At 67.4% G+C, this 23,425-nt stretch carries 25 protein-coding genes and 1 tRNA gene; 6 read left to right on the top strand and 20 right to left on the bottom strand.

Going from position 1 to position 23,425, the window contains the following annotated elements; translation table 11 throughout:
* Positions 1-4 precede the first annotated feature (4 nt).
* Positions 5-1,669 carry an ABC transporter permease gene (locus ACXYMN_RS10775; protein ID WP_459013633.1) on the bottom strand — a complete coding sequence of 555 codons (1,665 nt, stop codon included), beginning with the start codon at positions 1,667-1,669 and terminating at the stop codon, positions 5-7.
* A gap of 79 nt (positions 1,670-1,748) precedes the next feature.
* Between ACXYMN_RS10775 and ACXYMN_RS10770 the strand changes: the two genes are divergently transcribed.
* Complete coding sequence (locus ACXYMN_RS10770; protein WP_459013632.1) at positions 1,749-2,630, top strand: hypothetical protein; 882 nt, start codon at positions 1,749-1,751, stop codon at positions 2,628-2,630.
* A gap of 121 nt (positions 2,631-2,751) precedes the next feature.
* On the opposite strand, the gene ACXYMN_RS10765 is transcribed toward ACXYMN_RS10770, so the two are convergent.
* Positions 2,752-3,012 carry a DUF2312 domain-containing protein gene (locus tag ACXYMN_RS10765; RefSeq protein WP_459013631.1) on the bottom strand — a complete coding sequence of 87 codons (261 nt, stop codon included), beginning with the start codon at positions 3,010-3,012 and terminating at the stop codon, positions 2,752-2,754.
* A 125-nt stretch (positions 3,013-3,137) separates the two neighbouring features.
* On the opposite strand from ACXYMN_RS10765, the gene ACXYMN_RS10760 reads away from it, so the two are divergent.
* Positions 3,138-3,353: a hypothetical protein gene (locus tag ACXYMN_RS10760; protein WP_459013811.1), complete on the top strand. Its 216-nt coding sequence runs from the start codon at positions 3,138-3,140 to the stop codon at positions 3,351-3,353.
* A gap of 116 nt (positions 3,354-3,469) precedes the next feature.
* Here the strand turns inward: ACXYMN_RS10760 and ACXYMN_RS10755 are convergent, their stop codons facing one another.
* From ACXYMN_RS10755 to ACXYMN_RS10745, 3 genes are all read right to left on the bottom strand, one after another.
* Positions 3,470-5,269, bottom strand: a complete 1,800-nt coding sequence (locus ACXYMN_RS10755; protein WP_459013630.1) for an ABC transporter transmembrane domain-containing protein — start codon at positions 5,267-5,269, stop codon at positions 3,470-3,472.
* 140 nt (positions 5,270-5,409) lie between these two features.
* Positions 5,410-5,483: transfer RNA gene (locus ACXYMN_RS10750), tRNA-Gly, on the bottom strand.
* A 163-nt stretch (positions 5,484-5,646) separates the two neighbouring features.
* On the bottom strand, positions 5,647-6,291 hold the full coding sequence (locus ACXYMN_RS10745) for a DUF1045 domain-containing protein (protein WP_459013629.1): 645 nt from the start codon (positions 6,289-6,291) through the stop codon (positions 5,647-5,649).
* 201 nt (positions 6,292-6,492) lie between these two features.
* Here ACXYMN_RS10745 and ACXYMN_RS10740 point away from each other — a divergent pair, with 201 nt between their 5' ends.
* The gene (locus tag ACXYMN_RS10740; protein WP_459013628.1) at positions 6,493-7,116 is read left to right on the top strand and encodes a hypothetical protein; all 624 of its coding nucleotides are present in this window, start codon (positions 6,493-6,495) and stop codon (positions 7,114-7,116) included.
* 52 nt (positions 7,117-7,168) lie between these two features.
* On the opposite strand, the gene ACXYMN_RS10735 is transcribed toward ACXYMN_RS10740, so the two are convergent.
* The 3 genes from ACXYMN_RS10735 to ACXYMN_RS10725 all read right to left on the bottom strand — a co-directional run bounded on the left by ACXYMN_RS10735 (position 7,169) and on the right by ACXYMN_RS10725 (position 10,829).
* Positions 7,169-7,849, bottom strand: coding sequence for an SOS response-associated peptidase (locus ACXYMN_RS10735; RefSeq protein ID WP_459013627.1), 681 nt, complete (start codon positions 7,847-7,849; stop codon positions 7,169-7,171).
* Positions 7,850-7,855: 6 nt separating this feature from the next.
* Positions 7,856-9,061 (bottom strand): class I SAM-dependent methyltransferase, encoded by a 1,206-nt coding sequence (locus ACXYMN_RS10730; protein WP_459013626.1) that lies wholly within the window; start codon positions 9,059-9,061, stop codon positions 7,856-7,858.
* 211 nt (positions 9,062-9,272) lie between these two features.
* Positions 9,273-10,829, bottom strand: a complete 1,557-nt coding sequence (locus ACXYMN_RS10725; RefSeq protein WP_459013625.1) for a bifunctional metallophosphatase/5'-nucleotidase — start codon at positions 10,827-10,829, stop codon at positions 9,273-9,275.
* A gap of 214 nt (positions 10,830-11,043) precedes the next feature.
* Between ACXYMN_RS10725 and ACXYMN_RS10720 the strand changes: the two genes are divergently transcribed.
* The 3 genes from ACXYMN_RS10720 to arsC are packed head-to-tail and all read left to right on the top strand — an operon-like array spanning position 11,044 to position 12,769.
* The gene (locus ACXYMN_RS10720; protein WP_459013624.1) at positions 11,044-11,379 is read left to right on the top strand and encodes a DUF952 domain-containing protein; all 336 of its coding nucleotides are present in this window, start codon (positions 11,044-11,046) and stop codon (positions 11,377-11,379) included.
* Positions 11,376-12,434, top strand: a complete 1,059-nt coding sequence (locus tag ACXYMN_RS10715) for a quinone-dependent dihydroorotate dehydrogenase (RefSeq protein WP_459013623.1) — start codon at positions 11,376-11,378, stop codon at positions 12,432-12,434. The genes ACXYMN_RS10720 and ACXYMN_RS10715 overlap by 4 nt, the downstream gene beginning before the upstream one ends.
* Complete coding sequence (arsC, locus tag ACXYMN_RS10710; protein ID WP_459013622.1) at positions 12,425-12,769, top strand: arsenate reductase (glutaredoxin); 345 nt, start codon at positions 12,425-12,427, stop codon at positions 12,767-12,769. Before ACXYMN_RS10715 ends, arsC begins: the two co-directional genes overlap by 10 nt.
* Here the strand turns inward: arsC and ACXYMN_RS10705 are convergent.
* From ACXYMN_RS10705 to ACXYMN_RS10650, 12 genes are all read right to left on the bottom strand, one after another.
* The gene (locus ACXYMN_RS10705; protein WP_459013621.1) at positions 12,766-13,428 is read right to left on the bottom strand and encodes a phosphoribosylanthranilate isomerase; all 663 of its coding nucleotides are present in this window, start codon (positions 13,426-13,428) and stop codon (positions 12,766-12,768) included. The genes arsC and ACXYMN_RS10705 overlap by 4 nt on opposite strands.
* A gap of 76 nt (positions 13,429-13,504) precedes the next feature.
* The gene (locus ACXYMN_RS10700; RefSeq protein WP_459013619.1) at positions 13,505-13,855 is read right to left on the bottom strand and encodes a lipopolysaccharide assembly protein LapA domain-containing protein; all 351 of its coding nucleotides are present in this window, start codon (positions 13,853-13,855) and stop codon (positions 13,505-13,507) included.
* Between the two features lie 7 nt (positions 13,856-13,862).
* A complete protein-coding gene (gene ihfB, locus ACXYMN_RS10695) occupies positions 13,863-14,147 on the bottom strand; it encodes an integration host factor subunit beta (RefSeq protein ID WP_459013618.1) in 285 nt (94 codons plus the stop codon).
* Positions 14,148-14,424: 277 nt separating this feature from the next.
* Positions 14,425-16,227 carry a 30S ribosomal protein S1 gene (gene rpsA, locus ACXYMN_RS10690; protein ID WP_459013617.1) on the bottom strand — a complete coding sequence of 601 codons (1,803 nt, stop codon included), beginning with the start codon at positions 16,225-16,227 and terminating at the stop codon, positions 14,425-14,427.
* Positions 16,228-16,462: 235 nt separating this feature from the next.
* Complete coding sequence (locus ACXYMN_RS10685; RefSeq protein WP_459013616.1) at positions 16,463-16,840, bottom strand: hypothetical protein; 378 nt, start codon at positions 16,838-16,840, stop codon at positions 16,463-16,465.
* A gap of 120 nt (positions 16,841-16,960) precedes the next feature.
* Positions 16,961-18,034 (bottom strand): hypothetical protein, encoded by a 1,074-nt coding sequence (locus ACXYMN_RS10680; RefSeq protein WP_459013615.1) that lies wholly within the window; start codon positions 18,032-18,034, stop codon positions 16,961-16,963.
* Positions 18,034-18,654 carry a (d)CMP kinase gene (locus ACXYMN_RS10675; protein ID WP_459013614.1) on the bottom strand — a complete coding sequence of 207 codons (621 nt, stop codon included), beginning with the start codon at positions 18,652-18,654 and terminating at the stop codon, positions 18,034-18,036. Before ACXYMN_RS10675 ends, ACXYMN_RS10680 begins: the two co-directional genes overlap by 1 nt.
* Positions 18,655-18,668: 14 nt before the next feature.
* Positions 18,669-19,073 carry a GFA family protein gene (locus ACXYMN_RS10670; RefSeq protein ID WP_459013613.1) on the bottom strand — a complete coding sequence of 135 codons (405 nt, stop codon included), beginning with the start codon at positions 19,071-19,073 and terminating at the stop codon, positions 18,669-18,671.
* Positions 19,070-20,419 carry a 3-phosphoshikimate 1-carboxyvinyltransferase gene (gene aroA / locus ACXYMN_RS10665; RefSeq protein ID WP_459013612.1) on the bottom strand — a complete coding sequence of 450 codons (1,350 nt, stop codon included), beginning with the start codon at positions 20,417-20,419 and terminating at the stop codon, positions 19,070-19,072. The genes ACXYMN_RS10670 and aroA overlap by 4 nt, the downstream gene beginning before the upstream one ends.
* Before the next feature lie 205 nt (positions 20,420-20,624).
* On the bottom strand, positions 20,625-21,335 hold the full coding sequence (gene trmB, locus ACXYMN_RS10660; RefSeq protein ID WP_459013611.1) for a tRNA (guanine(46)-N(7))-methyltransferase TrmB: 711 nt from the start codon (positions 21,333-21,335) through the stop codon (positions 20,625-20,627).
* A gap of 45 nt (positions 21,336-21,380) precedes the next feature.
* Positions 21,381-22,283 (bottom strand): EamA/RhaT family transporter, encoded by a 903-nt coding sequence (locus tag ACXYMN_RS10655; protein WP_459013610.1) that lies wholly within the window; start codon positions 22,281-22,283, stop codon positions 21,381-21,383.
* Between the two features lie 52 nt (positions 22,284-22,335).
* Complete coding sequence (locus tag ACXYMN_RS10650; RefSeq protein ID WP_459013609.1) at positions 22,336-23,397, bottom strand: aldo/keto reductase; 1,062 nt, start codon at positions 23,395-23,397, stop codon at positions 22,336-22,338.
* Positions 23,398-23,425 lie beyond the last annotated feature (28 nt).

Here is a 23,425-nt window from a genome sequence, read left to right as displayed (position 1 = left end):
CGGCCTAGCGATTGGCGCGCGCCAGAAGCCCCACCGCACACAGCCCGACAAGGATCACCAGCATCGCCGCCGGTGCCGCACCGCCAAGGTTTTCAAGGCTCGCCTGCTGATGCACGCGGGTCGCGAGCGTTTCGTAGTTGAAGGGGCGCAAAAGCAGCGTGGCGGGCAATTCCTTGACGCAATCCACAAATACCAGAAGCAGCGCCGATGCGATCGACCCTCGCATCAGGGGAAAGTAGACCGCGCCCAGCGTTTGCGCACGGTTGCGCCCAAGCGACCGGGCCGCCAGCGCCAGATTGGGTGACACCCGCCCCATCGCCGCATCCGCCGCGCCCTGCGCGATGGCAAAGAAGCGCACCGAATAAGCCAGCACCAGCGCGAAGGCCGAACCGGTCAGCAGCAACCCGATATCGACGCCGGTAACCCGCAGGACAAAATCGGCCAGCTTGTTGTCGAGAAAGGCCAGCGGGATAAGAATTCCGACGCCCAGAACCGCCCCCGGCGCGGCATAGCCAATCGAGGTGATCGGCATCAGCAGACGTGGCAGATCGTGGCCCGACATCCGCACCCCGTACACCATGAACAGCCCACCCGCGACGGTGACCACGGCGGCAAGTCCGCCAACCGTCACCGTGTGCAGCATGGCGCGGCCCAGCGCCGGATCGACCCAGGCATCCGCGTTGGACAACGCATGTTCAAGGATCACCGTCGCGGGCAGACCGAAGCCAAGCGCGCAAGGAAGGGCGCAGGCCAGCGTCGCCAGCCACCCCGCAGAGCCGTTGAGGGCGCGCCGCACGGCCGGGCGATGGCGCGACGACAGGTTGAAGAACTTCATACGCCTGCGCGACGACCGCTCGAGCATGACAAGGAAGACGACCAGCACCAGCACGACGCAGGCGATCTGCGCGGCACCGCCCGCATTGCCCGCCTGCAACCAGACCGAGAAGATGCCCGTGGTCAGCGTCTGCACCGCAAAATAGTCGACAGTGCCGAAATCGTTCACCGCCTCCATCATCACGATGGCACAGCCCGCCGCGATGGCGGGCCGGGCGAGCGGCAGGCCGACGCGCCAGAACCGCGCAAACCCGCCCGCGCCCAGCGATTGCGCCACCTCTTCGGCACTGCCCGACTGTTCGCGGAACGCCGCGCGCGTCAGCAGGTAGACATAGGGATAAAGCGACGCCGACAGCACGATGATCGCGGCCCCCAGCGACCGGATCTCGGGGAACCAGTAGGCACGGGCATCCTGCCAGCCGAAAAAGCTGCGCAACGCGGTCTGCACCGGCCCCGCATATTCCAGGAAATCGACCAGCGCATAGGCCCCGACATAGGCCGGGATCGCCAGCGGCAGCAGCAGCAGCCATTCCAGCCAGCGCCGCGCCGGAAAGTCATAGCGCGTCACCAACCAGGCCGCAGAGGTGCCCACAACCGCCGTGATCGTGCCGGTCGCCAGCATCAGGATCCCCGTGGTCCCGAGATAGCGCGGCAAGGTGGTGGCGGCGAGATGCGGCCAGATATTCTCTTTCGGAAAGGCGGCAAGGCCGATCACCGCGAGGATCGGCGCCAGCACCAGCGTCGCGATCAGCACCGCACCCACCGACCACAGGTTCGGGCGACGGTTGCGCTTGCGGGTCGTGGCGCGGTCGGTCTCGGTCGCTGATGCGGTCATGAAAGCCTTCGGGATTTGCGGTTTAACTGCCAGCCGAAGCGCTTATAGTCGCCCCGCAGGGCAACAAAAAGACCCAGACATGCAGGTAATTCTTCACGCGGGCGTGCACTTCACCGATGAGGGTCGTTTCCTCAAGGGGATGCAACGCAATTCCGATCTTCTGCACCAATCGGGCACGGTTGTGCCCGGTCCCAGCCGGTATCGCCAGCTGCTGTCCGAGGCAGCGCATCAGCTGGCCGGTGGCACCGCGGCCCCCGAGGCCCGCGAGGTTTTGCTGGACGGCTTGCTGGATGAGGACCCCGAGGCCATCGGGCGCATCGTGCTCAGCCATCCGAACTTCTTCTCGGTGCCGCGGCTGGCGATGCAGGGCGGCATGCCCTACCGCAAGGCCGAAGAACGCATCGGCATCCTCAAGGCGCTGTTCGAGGGCGACAGCCTCGAGGTGTTCATCGGCCTGCGCGATCCGTCGTCCTTCCTGCAATCGGCCTACCGCGAGGGCGATTACCCCAGCTTCGAAACCTTCATGGACGGGGCCACCGCCGAAGCGTTTCGCTGGTCGCACCTGATCAACCGCATCCGCGGCGCCCATCCGGATGTGCCGGTGACCTGCTGGTGCAACGAGGATACGCCGATCATCTGGGGGCAGATCCTGCGCGAGGCCTCGGGCATCGACGCCACCAAGAAGATCAAGGGCGCGTTCGACCTGCTGCACGAGATCATGGATCCCGAGGGCATGAAACGCTTCCGGGCCTATCTGCACCAGCACCCGACCATCAACGAACGCCAGAAGCGCCGGGTCATGGTGGCCTTCCTCGACAAATACGCCATGGACGAGGAAATCGAGGAAGAGCTTGACCTGCCGGGCTGGGACGAGGCCCGCGTCGCGGCGCTGACCGCGATCTACGAGGAAGACGTCTGGGACATCGAGCGGATCCCCGGCGTCACTTTCATCGCCCCCTAGCACCCGCCCGCGTCGGGTCACCGCCGACCACAGCACCCGGGAAACCCGGGTTTCCGACCCCACGCCCAGCCCCCCGCCGGGGCCAGAGCGCGCCTGCCGGGGCGGCGCGCTCCGGCGTGGCTCAGCCCATGCCCAGCGCGGCCTTGTACATGTCGAGGATCGCCTCTTCCTCGGCGATGTCGTCGGCGTCGCGCTTGCGCAGCGCGATGACCTTGCGCATCACCTTGGTGTCATAGCCACGCCCCTTGGCCTCGGCCATGACCTCCTTCTGCTGCTCGGCGATGTCCTTCTTTTCTTCCTCCAGCCGCTCCATCCGCTCGATGAACTGGCGCAGTTCGCCCGCCGCGACGCCGTAGCCGTCCGATGCCTGATTGTCGTCCATGAATGCCTCCTGTCGAACCAGACCCGCCGGGTAGCGCGGCGACGCCCGCGCGGCAAGGGGTTGCGGTGGCGCAGACGATCCTTTACCGCCCGGTCGGTGTCGGAACACCTGCGGGGAGAGACAGAATGGACGCATTGATCTGGGGCGGCGCCGCGGTGTCGCTCATGGGCCTGGCCGGTCTCGTCTTCTGCATTGTGAAGGTCTCGAAGGCGCGTCGCAAGGCGCTGCCCGACGACCAGCTGCGCGCCGAGTTGCATAAAGTCGTGCCGCTGAACCTCGGCGCGCTGTTTTTGTCGGTGATCGGGCTGATGCTGGTGGTGCTCGGCATCTTCCTCGGCTGACACCGCCGCTACCGGGCGTCCTGCGCACGATCGGACCCAAAATACTCCGGAGAGCACGAGAGGCAGCGCCTCTCGTCGCGCGCTGCGGGCCCCTTGGCCCGCCGCGCGCGCCCCGCCTACTCTGCCGCGATACCGTCGGTGAATTGCAGCCGGGCCAGCCGCGCATACAGCCCGTCCTCGGCAACCAGGGCATCGTGCCGACCGGTGGCGACGATCCGGCCATGATCCATCACCACGATCCGGTCAGCCTTCTTCACCGTGGCCAGGCGGTGCGCCACGATGATGGTGGTGCGGTCGCGCGACAGGCGATCCACGGCCTCCTGCACCGCGCGTTCGCTGGCCGCGTCCAGCGACGAGGTCGCCTCGTCCAGCAGCAGCACCGGCGCGTCCCGCAGGATCGCGCGGGCGATGGCGATGCGCTGTTTCTGCCCGCCCGACAGCATCACGCCGCGCTCGCCCAGCCACGAATCGTAGCCGTCCGGCAGCGCGGCGATGAAGTCATGCGCGGCGGCCGCGCGGGCTGCCTCCTCGATCTCGGCATCGGTCGCGTCGGGGCGGCCGAAGCGGATGTTCTCGCGCGCCGAGGCGGCAAAGATCACCGGGTCCTGCGGCACCAGCGCGATGTGATGGCGGAACGCATCCCGCGCCATCGCGTCAAGCGCCACCCCGTCCAGCGTGATCCTTCCCGAATCCGGGTCGTAGAACCGCAGCAGAAGCTGGATGATGGTGGTCTTGCCCGCGCCCGAAGGGCCGACAAGGGCGATGGTTTCCCCCGCAGCCACATCGAGCGTGACATGATCCAGCGCCGAGGTATCGGGCCGTGACGGATAGGTGAAGGACACGTCCTCGAAAGCCAGCGCGCCCCGCACCGGCGCCGGCAGGGCCACCGGGGCCACCGGCTCGGTCACCGCGTCCTCGCTGTCGAGCAATTCGACCAGGCGTTCGGTGGCTCCGGCGGCGCGCTGCAACTCGCCGAACACCTCCGACAGCGCTGCGACCGACCCCGCGACCATCACCGAATAGATCACGAACTGCACCAGCGCGCCGACGCTCATCTCGCCCGCGCGCACGTCCCATGCGCCCATCCAGAGCACGCCGACGATGCCGGTGAAGACCAGGAAGATGACGATCGCGGTCATCAGCGCACGCGTCCAGATGCGGCGCCGGGCCGCGTCGAAACTCTGCTCGGTGACCTCCGCGAAGGCCGCCTGCGAGATCTTCTCGTGGGTGAAGGCCTGCACCGCCTGCACCGACAGCAGCGCCTCCGACGCGCTGCCGGACGAGGCCGCGATCCAGTCCTGGTTCTCGCGGCTGAGCTTGCGCAGGCGGCGGCCCAGGACCAGGATCGGCACGACCACCGCGGGCACGATCAGAAGCACCATCATGGTCAGCTTCCACGAGGTGAAGAGCATCAGCACCAGCCCGCCCGCAAAGATCAGCACGTTGCGCAGCGCCACTGAGATCGACGAGCCGATCACCGACAGGATCAGCGTGGTATCGGTGGTGATCCGGCTCAGCACCTCGCCGGTCATGATCTTTTCGTAGAACGCGGGCGACAGCGTGATCACCCGGTCGAAGACCGCCATCCGGATGTCGGCCACGACCCGCTCGCCCAGCCGGGTGACAAGCGCGTAGCGCAGCGCGGTGCCGACGGCCAGAAGCGCCGCGATGCCAAGTGCCGCCGCGAAATAGAGATCGAGCAGCGCCGCTTCGCCGCCCTCGAAATTGTCGACCACCCGACGCACCGCAAGCGGCAGGATCAGCGAGATGGTCGCGGTGGCGGTCAGCGCCACCGCCGCCGCCGTCAGCAACAAGCGATACGGGGCCAGGAACGGCCAGAGCCGCGCCAGAACGCCGAGACGTTTCGACTTCTCGCGTTCTTCGTTTCCCTGCCCTGCGGCCAGCCCTCGCGCCATGTCACCTCCATCGCGTCGCCTCGGGGGTTTTTGGCAGGTTGGTCGCGGGGCCTCAACCCATGGCATGCGGCAAACGGCCCGTCAGGGGCCGCAAATGCGCCACGGACCGTCGGGGAAGGCGGCAGAATGGGGAAACAGAGTGGAGCGGGTAGCGGGAATCGAACCCGCACGACTAGCTTGGAAGGCTAGGGCGCTACCATTACACCATACCCGCCCGGCTCGGCCCGAGAGGTATTTTACACGCCGATCGAGGTCAAGATCGATTCGACCTGTGCGGCCCCGCCGGGACCTCGCGTCCGGCACGACCGAGGCACCGTGTGCGCCTCGGTGCCCCAGTGCCCCAGTGCCCTCTGCCGAGCGTCCGGGGCGTCGCTGGCTCAGCCGGTGGTCCCCAGCGGCAGGTCCGTGATGAGGTGAAAACGCCCCTCGGCGTCCTCGCCGACCAGCGACACCTGGTCCAGCCGGTAAGGTTGCGTCAGCGCCGGGGCGAAATGCGCCGCCGCCCGCGCATCGAGTCCGGCCTCGGGCCGCCCCCCCGACAAGGTCAGGTGCGGCCGATATTCATCGAGCACGTAAGCATAGCCCCACCGCTCCAGATAGGCCCGCTGCCGCGCGGACAGGTTGCGGCCGCGCCGGGCAAGATCCTCTGGGCCAAGATCGGCAGCCAGCGGATCGAGTGCGTGCAGAAACCCGTTGGCGATCCGCGCAATGCCGTCACAGTCAGCCGGGCGCAGCGCGACCATCCGCCCCAGTGCCGCCACGCGCAGCAGGCCAAGCTCGGCAGGCGCACAGGTCCGGGCGCAATCCCGCGCGGCCTGTTCCACCGCGTCCGGATCAACGCCCTCGGCCATGTGGAAGGGCGCCACAATGGTCGCATGCAGCCCGTAGCGGCGCGCTTTCGGCGCCACGACCCGCGCATCGGGCCGGGCGCGCCCCGCCCGTGGATCCCACCCCAACCAGTCCGCGCCGAGATCGCCGAGCGGTCCGCCCGGCAACCAGTAGAGTGCCACCCGTGTCCACATGCCCGTCGCCCTGCCCCGCCTGATCGGCCTTGCCCGTCCTGGTCTTCGGGCCATTCGCGGCCTGCCCCGACCCGGGATTTCCGCCAAAGTGCACACTATTTGCACCGAATTCATCCGATAGGCCAAACTTTCGCCAGATTTTGCCTCTAGCACCAAGCCAATGCAACCGGTGGGGGCCGATGCAATCTCAAGGAGCAGACCATGCTTCGTAAATCGCTGCTAATTCTGACCGCCGCTGCCTCATTCTCCGCGACCAGTGCCACCGCACAGGATGGGGGAGTCGTCGATGCCGACGAAAAGATTTTCGAGGTCGTGATGCTGGGCTACGGCTATTTCCCGGAAGTCGCCTATGCCGGGTCCGACTGGACCATCAAGTTCTACAATGCCACCGACACCCCCATGGCCGCGACCGCGACCGACGGGTCCTGGAGCACCGGCCTCGTGGCGCCCGGTGAAAGCTATTATGTGAACCTGGTCGGCGCTGACGGCGCAGTCATGGGTCGCGATTTCAACAACTCTGTCCCCGACGTTCAGGCCCTGGCCGAAGACGCCGGTGCAATCGCCATCATAGACGCGGTGGAAACGGTCGATGTGGTCACCGATCAGGTCGTGGCCTATGGCCGGATCGAGAACAAGGAGGCGGCTCCAAGCTTCCTTGCCAAGGACGGGCGCCCGATGAGCGACGCAGAAGCCAAGGCGCAATACGGCGACGCGAATTTCGATACCGATGGCGATGGCGATGCGGACGGCTACGACTATTCCGCGATGTTCAAGCAGGAATTCACTGCGCCACTGGATTCGGATGCGGCGGCAATCTACCAATAGGTCGCCCGACCGTCGCCGTCGGGCGACAAGGCAACAGCGCGACCGCCGCCCTTCAGGGTGATGGCGCAAGGGGCTCGATCAGGTCGGGCCCCTTCGCGCGGTTCGAATTCACCTTTGGATCGACGCGGTAATAGTCCAGCGTGCCGTCCGGTGCCGGGCGCATCAGCGGTGCCGCCTTGCCGTCACCCTCTCCCAGCCACTGGCCCCATCCATCCGCGGCAAGCACGACCGGCATGCGGTCATGCAGACAGGCCATTTCCGCATTGGCCGCACAGGTCACGATGGCCGCGGTGCGCAGCCGGTCGCCCGCGCGGTCCCAGTCCTGCCAGATACCGGCAAAGACCAGCGGCGCGCCATCGCTGCGATGGATGTACCAGGGCAGTCGCTTGTCCTCGGCGTCGCGGGTCCATTCATAGAACCCGGTGGCGACGATCAGGCACCGACGGTCGCGGGCCGCGGCGCGGAAGGCCGGTTTTTCGGCAATGGTTTCGGCCCTGGCATTGAACAGCAGCGGGCCATCCGCGGGTTTCTTGTACCAGTGCGGGATAAAGCCCCAGCGCATCGGCTCGAGGCTGCGCCCCGCTTCCGCCTCACCGGCTCCGCGCACCACGTGGATCGCGTTGGTCGGGCAGACGTTGAAATTCGGCACCTCCGGCAAATCGTTCGCCGGGCGCGCGGCAAACAGCTGCGCCATGGCGTCCGGAGGCAAGGTGATGGCAAATCGTCCGCACATGGGCGCTTAACCCCGCTGCCTGTTCAGCCCGGAATATAGCAGGATCCCCCAATCCCCAAGCGCCGCCTCGACCGGCTGCCACAGCGCCCGGAACGCCACCGGATCGTGCCCTGTGGCCCCTGCCATCTCGGTCAGGCTCCGCCGCCCGTCGATCGCGGCGATCAGGGGTGCTGCCTTGCGGCTCAACTCCAGCGGCACGGCGGTACCCCCGGCCCGGAGCACCGGACGCTTGCCCTGCGCGATGGCCCGGGCCAGCGCCTTGGGGTCCAGCCCCCGCAGATGCGGCACACAGGCCCGGTTGCGGCCGCTCGCCGGGCTGGGCAATGCCGCGTCATCGGGCACAAGGTAGGCGTTGTGCACCTTGATGGTGCCGCGCAGCCGCTCGGCCGTTTCCATCGCGGTGATCGGGTCAAGCCCCTGCCCGTCCGGCGTGATGCGCGCCAGATCGTACAGCCCGGGCGTCGCGAAGGATGCCAGTTGCCAGCCCGTGCGCGCCAGCGTGTCGGTCAGTTCGCGCACCGAATAGGCGCGGTCCTGGCTGTGCAACAAAAGGTCGTAGAACCCCGCATCGCTCTGGGTATGATCCACCAGGTTGGTGTTGGCGCGGAACGGGTGCCCCTCGGGCAGCGCCGCGACGATGGTCCTGGCCCGGGCCAGCCGATCCTCGGGTGCTACCCCCTGGAACAGGGCCGCGAAAGCCTGCTGCAGCGGATAGACCCCCGAGCGGCCATGCGGCGCATAGACCATGATGCCCGCGCCGCCACCGGGCGCCAGGGCGGCGCGCAGGGCGCGAAACCCCGCATCCGGGTCCGGCAGATGGTGCAGCACGCCGCAACAGTCGATGTAGTCGAACCGCCCCAGCGTCGGCGCGTCCAGCAGCGATCCGCTGCGAAAGTCGACGCCGGTCAGCCCGCGCGCCGCGATCCGGGCCTCGGCAATGGCGCGGGCGCGGCTCGACAGGTCGAGATAGGTGATCTCGTAGGGCCGCTTGGCGCTGGTCAGAAGCTGTGCCAGCTGGACCAGCCCGTCCCCGGTGCCCCCGCCCGCCACGAGGATGCGGATCGGCACGGACCAGTCGCGGCTTCCCGACCACAGGAAATGATCCATCTCCAGCGGATGCGAGGGCGATCCGGTGACCAGCCGCACCGCCTCGTCCGCCGGATCGCGGTCAGGATAGGGGTAGACCTCGTATTGCTCGGTGACGCTGACCACGCGCGGCGCTCCTGTGTTCTTCGCCCCGAACGCGCCCAAACCCCGACATGCCGGGCGCGTCCTGCCGCTTCATCTTTCCCAAAAAACGCAAATTCGCCGCCGAAACCCGCGCAACCACCCAGTTGTGGCGCGCGGTCAGCCCCAAAAAACGCGCGCGAAGCATCCGCCTTACGCGCGCGGGTCGGGCCGGGCATCGCCCGGGCCGAAACCATTACTTCATGGTGATGCGACCATCGGTATAGGGCGCATAGGGGCCTTGCGCGGCCAGGTATTCCGCCGTGACATCGGCCAGATCGGGGCCAAAATCATAGGCGTCCTGCGCATCGATCAGCATCCTGTAGCCGTCGCCGCCATTGCGGACGAAGTTGTTGGACACCACGCCGTACATCGCCTCCGGATCGATGGGCTCACCGGCCACCATGACCTCCGAGACGCGTGCCCCCGGTTCCGCGGCGGGATCGACGGTAAAGGTCAGACCGGCCACTTGCGGGAACCGGCCGGCCCCCTCCTCGATCTGGCTCACGCCATTCTCCAGCGCCTCGACCACGACCGCGCCGGAGATCCGGAAGGTCGCCAGCGTGTTCTGGAACGGCAGCACGGTCAACACCTCGCCCATCGTCACTTCGCCCGCGTCGATCGAGGCTCGCAGACCGCCGCCATTGGCGATCGCGATCTGCACGCCCTGCGAGGCGACGCGCGCCAGCATGGCATCGGCGACAAGGTTGCCCATCTGGCATTCGCCCGCGCGGCAGGAGTCGCGACCGCCGTCGATGGCCGCCGAGGTCTCGGCCACGACCTTGTTGCGGATCTCGTCCAGCGGTTTGGCCGCTTCGGCGATCCGGGCCACGACCGCTTCGGCCTCGACCACGTCCTTGTCCATGATGATCGGCGCGCCGGTGGCTTCGGTGAGCTTGCCGTCGTCGTCGAAGGTCACGTTCAGCTCGCCCAGGAACTTGCCATAGGCATAGGCCTGCACGATCGCGGTGTCGCCGACCATGGTCGGATACGGGCCCTGGGCGCTTTCCATCTCGCCCAGCAGCGTGTTGGTATGGCCGCCGACGATGACATCGACGCCGGTGGTCTCTTCGGCGACGCGCTGGTCGACGCCGTAGCCCGAATGCGACAGCACGATGATCTTGTTCACGCCCATTTCGGTCAGCTTGTCGACCTCGCCCTGCACCGCATCGACCGGATCGGTGAAGATCACGTTCGGGCCGGGGCTGGCCAACTCGTCGGTGTCCTGCGGCGTCAGGCCGATCAGGCCCAGCTTCTCGCCGCCACGCTCGATCACGGTGGATTTCATGATCGCATCGGCCAGCTGTGCCTCGCCCGAAATATCGGCGTTCGACATCAGCACCGGGAATGCGACCGCGTCGACGAATCCGCGAAGCACTTCGGGGCCGTCGTCGAACTCGTGGTTGCCCACGGTCATCGCGTCATAGCCCATCTGGTTCATCATCTCGGCGGCAAGCTTGCCCTTGTAATAGGTATAGAACAGCGTGCCCTGGAACTGGTCGCCGCCATCGACGAGGATGGGGTTGTTCGACCGTGCCTTCGCCGCCTCGATCGCGGTCATCAGTCGGGCCGAGCCGCCGAAGCATTCTCCGGCGGTGTTGTCTTCGGCCGAGCAGGTCGAATCATACTTGCTGATCGGCTCGAACCGGGCATGGAAATCGTTGGTGTGCAGGATGGTCAGCGAATACTCGGCCTGGGCGGCCCCGGCGAGCAGGGCCAGACCGGCTGCGCTGGAAAGCAGACGAAGCGACATGGGGTTTCCTCTCTGTCGAATGGTGGTTTTTTGTTCTGTGACCGGATGGTGCAACGATGCCCGGCCATAGTCAAAGCTGACGCGAGGGTTCGGGCCCACGATTTTACAAAAATCGTGCACGGCCAGAGTTTTAACTAAAACTCTGGCGCTTGGCACGCGGAGGCGCACATGCCAAAGGCTTGACCATGCGGCACGCGGCGGGCACATCGCGTCCATGTTGATCTATAAAATCCTCCGGGCCCAGGAATGGGCCGAACTGGACGCACAGGGCGTAAGCCAGGGCGCGCCCATCGATGTGGCCGATGGTTATATCCATTTCTCGACCGCCGCACAGGCCGCCGAAACCGCCGCCAAGCACTTCGCGGACGAGAGCAGCCTCAAGCTTCTGGCCTACAATCCGGACGACCTCGCCCCCCTGACATGGGAACCTTCGCGCGGCGGCCAGCTGTTTCCGCATCTCTACGGCCCGCTGCGCCGCGATCAGGCCATTTGGGTCGCGGACCTGCCTTTGGTGAACGGAATCCACGTCTTCCCCGAGGACCTGGCATGAAGCTGGCGGAACAGGCGGGGCTGGCCCTGCTGCACCGGCTCGATCCGGAACGCGCGCATGGGCTGGCGCTGAAGGCGCTGCAAGCCGGGATTGCGGCGTCACCGGGCGTGCTGAGCTCGGACCGGTTGCGCTGCGAGGTGGCGGGTCTGCGGCTGACCAACCCGCTGGGCCTTGCGGCGGGGTTCGACAAGAATGCAACCGCGCTGCGTGGCCTCGCGCGCGCGGGCTTCGGCTTTCTCGAGGTCGGGGCCGCGACGCCGCGCCCGCAACCGGGCAACCCCCGTCCACGGCTCTTTCGCCTGACCGAGGACCGCGCCGCGATCAATCGATTCGGGTTCAACAATGACGGCATGGAGGCCATCGCCACCCGCCTCGCCGCGCGTCCGCGCGATGCGGTGATCGGACTCAACCTGGGGGCGAACAAGGACAGCGCCGACCGCGCGGCGGATTTCGCGACCGTGCTGACCCGCTGCGGTCGGGACATCGATTTCGCCACCGTCAACGTGTCGTCGCCCAACACCGAAAAGCTGCGCGATCTGCAGGGCAAGGACGCGCTCGCGGCGCTTCTGGCCGGGGTGATGGCGGCGCGTGACGGCCTGGGCCGCCCGCTGCCGGTCTTTCTCAAGATCGCGCCCGATCTCGACGATCAGGGTTTGCGGGACGTGGTCGAGGTGGCGCGCGCGGCGTCCCTGTCGGGCATCATCGCCACCAACACCACCCTCGCGCGCGACGGGCTGCGTTCGCCCCATGCGGGCGAGGCCGGCGGGCTGTCGGGACGTCCGGTATTCGACCGCTCGACCCGCGTTCTCGCGCGCCTGTCGCAACTGACCGACGGCACCCTGCCGCTGATCGGCGTCGGCGGCATCGAATCCGCCGAAACCGCCTGGCAGAAGATCCGCGCCGGGGCTTCGGCGCTGCAACTCTACACCGCGCTGGTCTATGGCGGGCTTAGCCTCGTGCAGGAGATCGTCGAGGGACTGGACGCGCGGCTGGCCTCCGAAGGGTTCGGGACCGTCGCCGAGGCGGTGGGCACGGGCCGCGACGCATGGCTCTGACGCTCTGGCACAATCCGCGCTGCTCGAAATCGCGTCAGGCGCTGGCGCTGCTGCAGGCGCGCGGTGCCGATGTGACCGTGCGGCGCTATCTGGAGGACAGCCCCGACGCAGAAGAGTTGCACGCGACTCTCGCCCGGCTGGGACTGCCCGCGATCGCGATGATGCGGACCGGGGACGCCGCGTTCAGGGCGGCAGGGCTGACCGCTGACAGCGCCCCGACAGCGCTGATCGCCGCCATGTGCGCCACGCCGGGACTGATCGAACGTCCGATCCTGATCGCGGGGAATCGGGCCGTGATCGGCCGTCCGCCCGAACGTGTGCTCGACCTGCTTTAGAGGCGCGGCGGCTGGCCTGCGTTCTGCGCGGCATCGATGAAGGCGCGGATCTTGCCCGCATCCTTGATCCCCGGCGCGGATTCCACGCCCGAGGACACGTCGAGTTGCACCGCCCCGGTCATCGATACCGCGCGGCCCGCATTTTCCGGGGTCAGCCCGCCTGCCAGCATCCAGGGCACCGGCCATCGGCGGCCCTGCACCAGCTTCCAGTCGAAGGCCAGCCCGTTGCCGCCCGGCAGCTTGGCCCCCGCCGGGGCCTTCGCATCGATCAGAAGCTGGTCCGCGACGCGTCCGTAATCCGCCACCCGCGCCAGATCGGCCTCGGTCGACACCCCCAGCGCCTTCATCACCGGTAGCCCCATGTGGGCGCGGATCTCGGCCACGCGGTCAGGGGGTTCGGACCCGTGCAGCTGGATCATGTCAAGCGGCACAGCCTCGGCGATCCGGTCCAGCAGGGCGGCACCCGGATTGACCAGAAGCCCGACCTTGGCCACGCCCACCGGTGCCTCGACGGCCAGATCGCGGGCGCGATCGACCGACACGTTGCGGGGCGATTTGGCGAAGAACACAAAGCCGAGATACGATGCCCCCGCCGCCGCCGCGGCCAGCACGTCTTCCTCCCGGGTCAGTCCGCAGATCTTCACGCGCACCTTGGTCATGACGCGCCAGCCTTCCTGTCGATGGTTCGGGGAATCGGCGGTCGCGCGGACGGGGCCCGGTATTGGCCCCGCAGGATCAGCGCGCCTGGTCGAGGATGGCGAGCACCTCGTCCTTGTCCTGATCGCGCTCGGTCTGGGTGCGCTTCAACTCGCGTTCGAGCCGCTTGACCTCGCGCTGCTTGCGCGCGGCTTCGGCGCGATGCTTGTGCTCGCGCAGCCATTCCCAGACGAACCCGAGGATCAGCCCGACCACGATGCCGCCGAAGATCACGATGAACAGCGGCAGTGAAAGGGTCTGCTGCACCCCCAACAGATCGGCCACGTCGGCAGGCAGCAGTTTCAGCGTCACGAACCCGCGATTGGCGAGGGCGACAGCAATCAGCACGATGGCCACAGCGGCCATAAATGCGTAACGGATATATCTCATGTGTTGGTCAGGCCTTTCCGTTCAGACGGTCGCGCAGGAGTTTTCCGGTCTTGAAGAAGGGAACGTGTTTCTCTTCGACCTCAACGGCTTCGCCGGTGCGGGGGTTCCGACCGGTGCGGGCATCGCGCTTCTTGACCGAAAAGGCCCCGAAGCCGCGCAACTCGACCCGGTCGCCTTGCGCCATGGCGCCGGTGATCTCATCGAAGACGGTGTTCACGATGCGCTCCACGTCACGCTGGTATAGGTGCGGATTGTCATCCGCGATTTTCTGGATCAATTCCGACCGGATCATCCGCACATCCCCTTGAACCCTTGAAACGTCATTTGGCGCGTTCTGTTCGGTGCAGTATAGGCCGCGCCGCGCCCATCTGAAACTGTTTCCATGCGCTTTGGACTGGGAAATCACGCCCTTAGCAGGCCAAGGTTGGCGCTCTGACGGCGTTGCGGCAGCGCGGAGCCTCCGCGAGGCCGATCCGCAAGGGTCGGACAAGCTGCCCGATTCGCGAAAAAAAGGCCCCGGGGCGGATGCCCGGGGCCCTTGTCGTGTCCCATCCCCGCGGGGATGTCGATCACTCGTCCTTGTTGCTGCCGAGTGCCGCACCAAGGATATCACCCAGCGATGCGCCCGACGCGGAGGAACCGTACTGCTCGACGGCTTCCTTCTCTTCGGCGATCTCGCGCGCCTTGATCGACAGGCCGAGGCGACGGGTCTTGCTGTCCACGTTGGTCACGCGCACATCGACCTTGTTGCCGACCGAGAAACGCTCGGGGCGCTGCTCTGCACGGTCCCGCGACAGGTCCGAGCGGCGGATGAAGGATTTCATGCCCTCGTATTCCACCTCGATGCCGCCATCCTCGATCGCCGTGACTTCGACGGTGATGATGGAGCCGCGCTTGGTGCCACCGACCGCTTCCGCGAACTTGTCGCCGCCGAGTGCCTTGATCGAGAGCGAGATGCGCTCTTTCTCGACATCGGTTTCCTGCACGACAGCCTGGACCATGTCACCCTTGCGATAGTTCTGGATGGCATCCTCGCCGCGCTCGTCCCAGCTCAGGTCCGACAGGTGGACCATGCCGTCGATGTCGCCGTCGAGACCGATGAACAGACCGAATTCGGTGATGTTCTTGACCTCGCCCTCGACTTCAGTGCCCGCCGGATGCGTCTCGGAGAAGACTTCCCACGGGTTGCGCATGGTCTGCTTGAGCCCGAGCGACACGCGACGCTTGGCAGCGTCGATCTCGAGCACCATGACTTCCACTTCCTGGCTGGTGGAAACGATCTTGCCCGGGTGGACGTTCTTCTTGGTCCAGGACATCTCGGAGACGTGCACGAGGCCTTCGACACCGGGCTCCAGCTCGACGAACGCACCGTAATCGGTGATGTTCGTGACGCGACCCTGATGCACCGAGGACAGCGGGTACTTCGCGCCCACCAGATCCCAGGGATCTTCCTGCAACTGCTTCATGCCGAGGCTGATACGGTGAGTCTCGCGGTTGATCTTGATGACCTGCACCTTGACCGTCTCGCCGATGGCGAGGATCTCGGAGGGGTGGTTCACACGGCGCCATGCCATGTCAGTGACGTGCAGCAGGCCGTCGACACCGCCGAGGTCCACGAAGGCCCCGTATTCGGTGATGTTCTTGACCACGCCGTCAACCGCCTGACCTTCTTCGAGGTTGGCGATGACTTCGGCGCGCTGCTCGGCACGGCTTTCCTCGAGGATCGCACGGCGCGACACCACGATGTTGCCCCGGCGACGATCCATCTTGAGGATCTGGAACGGCTGCTTGAGACCCATGAGGGGGCCTGCGTCGCGCACCGGGCGCACATCGACCTGGGAGCCGGGCAGGAAGGCCACGGCACCGCCGAGGTCGACCGTGAAGCCGCCCTTGACGCGGCCGAAGATCGCGCCTTCGACGCGGGCATCGTCGGCATAGGCCTTCTCGAGGCGGTCCCACGCCTCTTCGCGGCGCGCCATCTCGCGGGAGATGACAGCTTCGCCGCGCGAGTTCTCGGCCGAGCGGAGATAGACCTCCACTTCGTCGCCCACGTTGATTTCCGCAGGTTCGCCGGGATTCGCGAATTCCTTGAGATCGACGCGGCCTTCCATCTTGTAGCCGACATCGATGATGGCCTGGCCCGCTTCGACAGCGATCACCTTGCCTTTGACGACAGAGCCCTCATCGGGCGTGTCCATTTCGAGGCTTTCGTTCAGAAGGGCCTCGAATTCCTCCATGGTAGCGTTCTGAGCCATGTGGCGTGTTGTTCCTTTACGTCTTCGTTTTTCTGGCCGCGCGGTTGTCTCCGCCGGTCTTTGGGTTGGTCCGGGCGTGCAAAACAAAAGGGGCCGGACGGGTCCGACCCTGCTCACCTCTTTTGTTCTGCGGCATTGATGCCGTCTCGACAGGCGCGCTCATAGCGCCGTTCCCGGCATATGGCAAGGGTCGGGGGCGGTCAGAGGCGGGAGGGGACGCGGCTTTTGCCATCCGCTGCCGATCCCGGGAGTGCCGCGGGTGTGCCCCGGGTGTTCTCTGGCCGACACCGCCGCCTCCGCCTTGCCGCACGCGCCTTTGCCTGTGCCTGTGCCGCCGCGGGGGTGTTTGGTCCTAATCGGTGGCGTCGAGCCGCCGCAGCGCCCGCGCGATCCGCAGGTTGAGCCCGCGATCGGTGCGCGCCTCGGCGTTGATGCGGTCGAACTCGGACAGTGTCAGCCCCGGTGCCGCCTCGATCATCGCCCGCAGCTCCGCGTTTGCGGCGTCGATCAGGGCGCGCCGGGCGGTGGCATCCCCGGCCTCGAAATACCGCGTCATGGCGTCGCGTTTCAGGTCCGCCACGCGATGCGCCACCTCGGCGAAAGTCGCGATCTTGGCGTGCGTATAGGTCGGGCTGAAGGCTGCCTGCTCGGGCTTGATGTCCTGCGCGACGGCGGGCGCTTGCAACATGCCCAGCGCCAGCATCGCGGCCAGAAGAGGTTTTTGCGTCATGGTTTTCCCCGTCGTTTTGCCATCGGCGCCGGGACCGGGACGCCCCCGCGCCACGTCCCCACACTGACAAACCGGACGCGATCCGTAAACCTCTGTGCTGATTCGGGCGGGTCGGGCGCGCTAGTCGCCCAGATGGGTCGCGAGGGCGCGAACCGCCTCTTCGTCGCGGCAGGTATCCTTCGGCACCCCGAGCCGCCCCCTGCCCTTCCACGCGGTCGACACGCCCTTGCAATGCAGGAACCGGAAGCCCCGCGCGGGCAGATTGTGCAAAAAGCCCAGCTTTTCGAAGCCGTGGATGTCCCAGCTGAAGCCGCCACATGGCCCGGACGGATCGAGGCACCACTTGGTCGGGCAGGTCTTCGGCGGATCGTGCCGCCAGACGTGATCGGCATGGACAAACGGCGGCGCGCTGCCGGGCGCGGGGTTCATCCACTGGCCCCTGATCTGCAGGAACTTCAGCCGCGATGCGCGCACCGCCTCGAAGACGCTGCCCCGCCCCAGCACCAGCTCGTCGAGATCGGCGTTCAGCACCCCGCCCGCGCGGTCCAGTCCGCGCAGCCTGAGCGCATTGAAAAGCGCGGTCTGCAGGTATTTTTCGGTCCGTCGGAAGGGGGGCTTGCCGATCGGTCCGTAGCGGTAGGGGGCCTCGAACACCAGCGGTGCGACGCCCTGCGCGCGCAGGGTGTCGGCGATGTCGTCGGGGCCATAGGACGTCGAGCCGTTGTCGATCACCACCACCGCATCGAGCCCATGCGCGGACCGGGTGAAGCGCGCATGATCGGCGATCCAGCGCAGGTCGTTGTCGCGGTTGATGTAGAAATGCACCCGCGCGCCGTCGATGCCGGGCAGGCCCGCGTGATGCACGATGCTTTCGCCGGTCCAGTCGCCGATGCGCACCGCGACCCGGTCCGGTGCGCGCGGCGCGGCCAGTTCCAGCACCGCGTGCCGCTTGTAGGGCCGGGAACGCAGGACCCGCGCAGCCAACCCGTCCAGCGAAAACGCGGCCCCCAGCACCGCCGGCTTGAGGTTGTTGAACGGCGGGCAGACCAGATGCACCACGCCCCGCCGCCAGATCGCATCGTACCAAAGCGTGTCTGCATCAAAGCCGTCGGCATAGCCGTAGGGGCGGTATTTTTCCCTGAGGATCGAGGTCCGGCGCAGATGCGCAGGCAGGGTCAGCCGCGCGAACTGCATCACCGCACGCGGGTGCCGCCGCGCGCCTCGATGGCCCGGATGGCGGCGTCGACGGCTTCGTCCACCGTCAGGTGCGTGGTGTCGATCTCGACGGCGTCGTCGGCGGGCTTCAACGGCGCGTCCGCGCGGCCCATGTCACGGGCATCGCGGGCGCGCACGTCCTCGAGCACGCGGTCGAAATCCACGGTTTCGCCTGCCGCGGTGAATTCGTCAAAACGGCGTCGCGCGCGCACCTCGGCCGAGGCGATGACGAACAGCTTGGCCTCGGCGTCCGGGCAGATCACCGTGCCGATGTCGCGCCCGTCCAGCACCGCGCCGCCGTCGCGCCGGGCAAAGGCGCGCTGGAAATCGACCAGCGCCGCGCGCACCTCGGGGATCACCGCCACCTTCGAGGCCGCCTCGCCCACATGCGGCTTGCGCAGGCCGTCCACGTCGAGATCCGCCGCCCGCAACGCCAGTGCGGCCTCGATGGGCCGTTCGCCGTCCAGCATCCGGCGGCCAACCGCCCGATACAACAATCCGGTATCGAGATGCGCGCAGCCGAAGACGCGCGCCACCTCGCGGCTGATCGTGCCCTTGCCGGATGCGGCGGGTCCGTCGATGGCGATGGTGAAGGCCATGGGTCTCTCCGTTTTCAGCGCGCCGCGAGGGCAATGTCGGGATCGTCCTGCGCAGCCTGCGGCGTACCGTCGGTGATCTGGTAGTAGGACCCCTTGTCGGCGCAAAAAATATGGCCTGCAAGGGTCAGATCGGCCGGATGGCTGTCCAGCGTGCCCGCGAAGATCGACAGGTGCCTGTCGCGCCGCCAGAACAGGTTCGACCCGCAGGTCGGGCAAAATCCACGCTCTGCCCCGGGTGACGACCGGTACCAGCGCACCGCCCCGGTCACCGTGATATCGGCGGGATCGGCGGCGGTGGCGGCGACATGGTGCCCCGAGGTCTTGCGACATTGCATACAGTGGCAGGCGACCACCGGGCGAAGGGGACCGGTGACCGCGTAGCGGATCGCACCGCAGAGACAGGAACCGGTCGCGCTCATGCGGCGTCGCGCGAAATCGTCGCGCCAAGCGACGCCATCAGCGGCTCGAAGATCGGAAAGGACGTGGCGATCGGGCCGCCATCGTCCACGCGGCAGCCCTTCTCGGCGGCAAGGCCGAAGACCAGGAACGCCATCGCGATGCGATGATCGAGCCGCGACGCCACCGTCGCGCCGCCGGTCACGTCGCCAAAGCCCCGTCCGTGGACGCGCCACCAATCCGCGCCCTCGTCGACGTCGATGCCGTTGGCGCGCAGCCCCTCGGCCATGGCGTCGATCCGGTCGCTTTCCTTGACCCGCAATTCCTTGACCCCCGGCATGTAGGTCGCGCCTTCGGCATAGGCCGCGACCACCGACAGCACCGGGTATTCGTCGATCATCGACGCCGCGCGCGCCGCGGGCACCTCGATCCCCCTGAGGTCGGGCGAAAACCGCGCGCGCAGGTCGGCGACCGGCTCACCGCCCTCTTCGCGCAGGTTCTCATAGCTCAGATCGGCCCCCATCTCGCGCAGGGTGGTGAACAGCCCCGCACGCGTCGGGTTCAGCCCGATATTGGGCACCAGCACGTCCGACCCTTCGGTGATCAGCGCCGCACAGACCGGAAACGCCGCCGAGGACGGATCGCGCGGCACCACGATGGTCTGCGGCCTGAGTTCGGGGCGGCCCTGCAAGGTGATGAGCCGTCCACGCGGTGTGTCCTCGACGCCGACCTGGGCTCCGAAGCCCGCCAGCATCCGCTCGGAATGGTCGCGCGTCGCCTCGGCCTCGAGGATTACCGTCTCGCCGGGGGCGTTGAGCCCCGCCAGCAGCACCGCGGACTTCACCTGCGCCGAGGGCACCGGTGTCTCGTAGCGCACCGGCAAAGGGGTGTGCGCGCCGGTGATCGTCATCGGCAGTCGCCCGCCCGACCGGCCCATCGCCTGCGCACCGAACAGCCGCAGCGGGTCCGTCACCCGCGCCATGGGGCGCGCATTGAGGCTGGCATCGCCGGTGAAGGTGGCGGTGATGGCGCTGGTGGCCATCGCCCCCATGATCAGCCGCACGCCGGTGCCGGAATTGCCGCAATCGATCACCTGGTCCGGCTCTGCAAAGCCGCCGACGCCGACGCCATGCACGACCCAGGCGTCGTCCGCCTTGAAAACCTCGGCCCCGAAGGCCTGCATCGCGCGCCCGGTATCGAGCACGTCCTGCCCTTCGAGCAGGCCGGTCACCCGCGTCTCACCCACCGACAGCGCACCGAGGATCAGCGCGCGATGCGAGATGGACTTGTCGCCGGGCACCTCTGCGGTGCCGGTCAGCGGCCCGGATTTCTGCGCGGTCATCGGAATGGCGGGGCCGTGGGCGGACATGGGCGTTCCTTCGCTCTGCAGGGTCACCGGGCTTTAACAAGACCGGGTCAGGCCGTCCATCGGTGCCGCGGTGAAAACGTCCCGGCAAGGCACCTCGCCTGCCGCCCGCGCCCGCCGGAGGCCAGGGCCCGTGGGCCCTGGACGACAGGACCTGCGCGGGTGCGCCTGCACCCGCACCGCCGGATCATTCGGACCGATCAATGGATCAGCGCTTGCGGAAGGTCAGGTAATGCGGCGTCCGGCCCTCGCGCAGCGCCTTTTGCTCGTAGCGGGTCGAGATCCAGTCATCCCAGGGCTTGCGCCAGTCGTCCGGTCCCTCGGCCAGCCATTCGAAGCCGGCGCGCGGCACCTCGGTCAGGGTCTGGCGCACATAGTCGCCGATATCGGTCGCGACCCGGAACTCTGCCCCCGGTTTCAGCGCCCGGGCCAGCGGCGCAAGGTGCTCGGGGGTGACAAAGCGGCGCCGGTGATGGCGCTTTTTCGGCCACGGGTCGGGATAGAGCAGGAACGCCTTGTCAAGCGATGCCGCGGGCAGCACGTCGAACAGGTGCCGTACGTCCCCGGGGTGGATCGCGACGTTCTGCGCCGGGTTGTCGCGCAGCTTGCCCAGCAGCATGGCGACGCCGTTGATATAGGGCTCGCAGCCGATGATGCCGGTGCCGGGGTTGGCCAGCGCCTGATGCACCAGGTGCTCGCCGCCGCCGAAGCCCACCTCGAGCCAGACGGGCTTGTCCCCGAACCGCGCCGCAAGGTCGATCTCGTCGCGCGCCGGATTGTCCTCCCACGTGACCGCTCCGGGCGCGTAATGCGCCAGATCCTCGTCGAGATAGGCCTCCTGCGCCTTGCGCAGGCCCTTGCCCTTGAACCGGCCGTAAAAGTTGCGCCAAGGGGCGCCCGAAGGGTGTCTGTCCGTCATGGTGCGGCGGGATAGCGGCTTGGCGGCGCGGGCGCAACGCCTGGCTCAGAGGGCGGCGATCAGCGCCAGGATGGACAGGGCCAGTGCCCCCATCCCCGCGATTTCGCGCCGGGTGATCGTCTCGCGGAAGACCAGCGCCGAGACGGCGATGGAAAAGATCAGCTCGACCTGCCCCAGCGCCTGCACATAGGCCGCGGTCTGCAGCGTGAAGGCGGTGAACCAGCCCAGCGATCCCGCCATCGAGGCAAAGCCCAGCCAGACGCCCCGACGCCGCGCCGCCCAGACCGCCGCCAGCGTGCCGGGCGCGCGCATCCTCAGCCACAGGCCCAGCACCGACGATTGCATCAGCGTCACGATGGACAGGGTCATCACCGCGCGCAGAAACGCATCCTCCGAGGCAACCGCCAGCGTCGCCCCCCGGTAGCCCACCGCCGAGACCGCAAAGAAGAACCCCGCCGTCAGTCCCAGCGCCACCGCGCGCGGTGCGATCCGCTGCCACCAGCGCCCGGTCAGACCCGGGGTCTCGGACAGCAGCAACACCCCCACAAGGCCGATCAGGATCGCCATCCAGCCGCCTGGCGACACCGCTTCGCCCAGCACGATCACGCCGAGGATGGCGGTCTGGATCACCTCGGTCTTCTTGAAGGTGATCCCGACGGCGAAATTGCGCGCCTCGAACAGCGCGACGACGCAGACGGTGGCCAGAATCTGCCCGATCGCCCCGAGCGGCGCATAGACCCAGAAGGCCGCCCCGAGCGCGGGCAGATCCGATACCGACAGCCACAGGTACAGCCCGAAACACCCCCAGGCGAAGGGCATCGCATAGACAAAGCGCGTCAGCGTCGATCCGGTCGCGGACAACCCGTCCAGGCTCAGGACCTTGTGCAGCGCGAAGCGCAAGGTCTGGAACGCCGCGGCGGCCAGGGTCGCCACGATCCACGGCTCCATTGCGACCACTCCCTCGAAGACGCCCGTTCAGGGCGGATGAGACGCTGCCCGTTCAGAACGGCAGCGGATGATCCCGGTGCACCCGGTCGAGCGCGGCCAGACAGTCGTCGCCAAGCCGGGTCTCGACGGCGCCCAATGCGTGATCGAGTTGCTCCAGCGTCGTCGCCCCGAAGATCGACGAGGTTACGAAGGGGCGCCGCGCCGACCACGCCAGCGCCATCTGCACCGGATCGTGCCCGAAATCGCGCGCCACCTGCAGATAGGCCGCCGCCGCCACCAGGGCGCGGTCGGTCTTGCGGCCGCCAAGCCCGCCCTCGCCGCCATTGGCAAGATCCACCGCCATCCGGCTGCCCTTCGGGATGGCACCGTCCTGGTACTTGCCCGACAACAGCCCTGCCGCCAGCGGCGAATAGGGCAGGAACCCGACCTCTTCATGCAAGAGCACCTCGGCCAGATCGGTATCGGCCATCCGGTACATCAGCGAGTACTCGTTCTGCACCGACTGCATGCGCGGCAACCCCTCGGCCTCGGCGATGCGGTTGAACGCCATCGTCCCCCAGGCGCTGTCATTCGACAGGCCCATGGCGCGGATCGTGCCGCGATCCACCTCACGCGCCGCCCAGCCCAGCACGTCGGCCATGTGCTGACGGGTCTCCTTGGTGTCCTGCATCTCGGGCGCGAAGCCCCAGTTCTGCCGAAATCCGTAGGACCCGCGATTGGGCCAATGCAGCTGGTAGAGGTCGATCACATCCGTCTGCAAGCGCCGCAGCGACGCCCCGAGCGCCTCGGTCAGGGTCTCCGGGCTGATCGGCGCGCCGTCCCGAACCGCCATAAGGCCCGCCCCAGACACCTTCGTCGCCACAACCCATTCGTGCCGCCGACCGGAGCTTGCGAACCAGTCGCCGAGGATTTCCTCGGTGCGGCCCACGGTCTCGGCCCGGACCGGGTTCACCGGATACATCTCCGCGGCATCCATGAAATTGACACCCGCCGCGGCGGCGTGTTCGATCTGGGCATGCGCCACTTCGGGCGTGGTCTGGTTGCCGAAGGTCATGGTCCCGAGGCAGAACTCGGTCACGTTCAGGCCGGACCGGCCAAGTGCGTTCTTCTTCATTGCGGAAGGCTCCTTTTGTCGCGGTCAT

The sequence above is a fragment of the Roseivivax sp. CAU 1753 genome (assembly GCF_054482575.1).
This window is presented reverse-complemented; position numbering and strand designations above follow the sequence as displayed.

Excerpts from the sequence above, each read along its gene's own strand:
- ACXYMN_RS10775 (WP_459013633.1), bottom strand. The coding sequence starts at position 1,669 with ATGACCGCATCAGCGACCGAGACCGACCGCGCCACGACCCGCAAGCGC.
- ACXYMN_RS10770 (WP_459013632.1), top strand. The coding sequence starts at position 1,749 with ATGCAGGTAATTCTTCACGCGGGCGTGCACTTCACCGATGAGGGTCGT.
- ACXYMN_RS10765 (WP_459013631.1), bottom strand. The coding sequence starts at position 3,012 with ATGGACGACAATCAGGCATCGGACGGCTACGGCGTCGCGGCGGGCGAA.
- ACXYMN_RS10760 (WP_459013811.1), top strand. The coding sequence starts at position 3,138 with ATGGACGCATTGATCTGGGGCGGCGCCGCGGTGTCGCTCATGGGCCTG.
- ACXYMN_RS10755 (WP_459013630.1), bottom strand. The coding sequence starts at position 5,269 with ATGGCGCGAGGGCTGGCCGCAGGGCAGGGAAACGAAGAACGCGAGAAG.
- ACXYMN_RS10745 (WP_459013629.1), bottom strand. The coding sequence starts at position 6,291 with ATGTGGACACGGGTGGCACTCTACTGGTTGCCGGGCGGACCGCTCGGC.
- ACXYMN_RS10740 (WP_459013628.1), top strand. The coding sequence starts at position 6,493 with ATGCTTCGTAAATCGCTGCTAATTCTGACCGCCGCTGCCTCATTCTCC.
- ACXYMN_RS10735 (WP_459013627.1), bottom strand. The coding sequence starts at position 7,849 with ATGTGCGGACGATTTGCCATCACCTTGCCTCCGGACGCCATGGCGCAG.
- ACXYMN_RS10725 (WP_459013625.1), bottom strand. The coding sequence starts at position 10,829 with ATGTCGCTTCGTCTGCTTTCCAGCGCAGCCGGTCTGGCCCTGCTCGCC.
- ACXYMN_RS10720 (WP_459013624.1), top strand. The coding sequence starts at position 11,044 with ATGTTGATCTATAAAATCCTCCGGGCCCAGGAATGGGCCGAACTGGAC.
- ACXYMN_RS10715 (WP_459013623.1), top strand. The coding sequence starts at position 11,376 with ATGAAGCTGGCGGAACAGGCGGGGCTGGCCCTGCTGCACCGGCTCGAT.
- arsC (WP_459013622.1), top strand. The coding sequence starts at position 12,425 with ATGGCTCTGACGCTCTGGCACAATCCGCGCTGCTCGAAATCGCGTCAG.
- ACXYMN_RS10705 (WP_459013621.1), bottom strand. The coding sequence starts at position 13,428 with ATGACCAAGGTGCGCGTGAAGATCTGCGGACTGACCCGGGAGGAAGAC.
- ACXYMN_RS10700 (WP_459013619.1), bottom strand. The coding sequence starts at position 13,855 with ATGAGATATATCCGTTACGCATTTATGGCCGCTGTGGCCATCGTGCTG.
- ihfB (WP_459013618.1), bottom strand. The coding sequence starts at position 14,147 with ATGATCCGGTCGGAATTGATCCAGAAAATCGCGGATGACAATCCGCAC.
- ACXYMN_RS10685 (WP_459013616.1), bottom strand. The coding sequence starts at position 16,840 with ATGACGCAAAAACCTCTTCTGGCCGCGATGCTGGCGCTGGGCATGTTG.
- ACXYMN_RS10680 (WP_459013615.1), bottom strand. The coding sequence starts at position 18,034 with ATGCAGTTCGCGCGGCTGACCCTGCCTGCGCATCTGCGCCGGACCTCG.
- ACXYMN_RS10675 (WP_459013614.1), bottom strand. The coding sequence starts at position 18,654 with ATGGCCTTCACCATCGCCATCGACGGACCCGCCGCATCCGGCAAGGGC.
- ACXYMN_RS10670 (WP_459013613.1), bottom strand. The coding sequence starts at position 19,073 with ATGAGCGCGACCGGTTCCTGTCTCTGCGGTGCGATCCGCTACGCGGTC.
- aroA (WP_459013612.1), bottom strand. The coding sequence starts at position 20,419 with ATGTCCGCCCACGGCCCCGCCATTCCGATGACCGCGCAGAAATCCGGG.
- trmB (WP_459013611.1), bottom strand. The coding sequence starts at position 21,335 with ATGACGGACAGACACCCTTCGGGCGCCCCTTGGCGCAACTTTTACGGC.
- ACXYMN_RS10655 (WP_459013610.1), bottom strand. The coding sequence starts at position 22,283 with ATGGAGCCGTGGATCGTGGCGACCCTGGCCGCCGCGGCGTTCCAGACC.
- ACXYMN_RS10650 (WP_459013609.1), bottom strand. The coding sequence starts at position 23,397 with ATGAAGAAGAACGCACTTGGCCGGTCCGGCCTGAACGTGACCGAGTTC.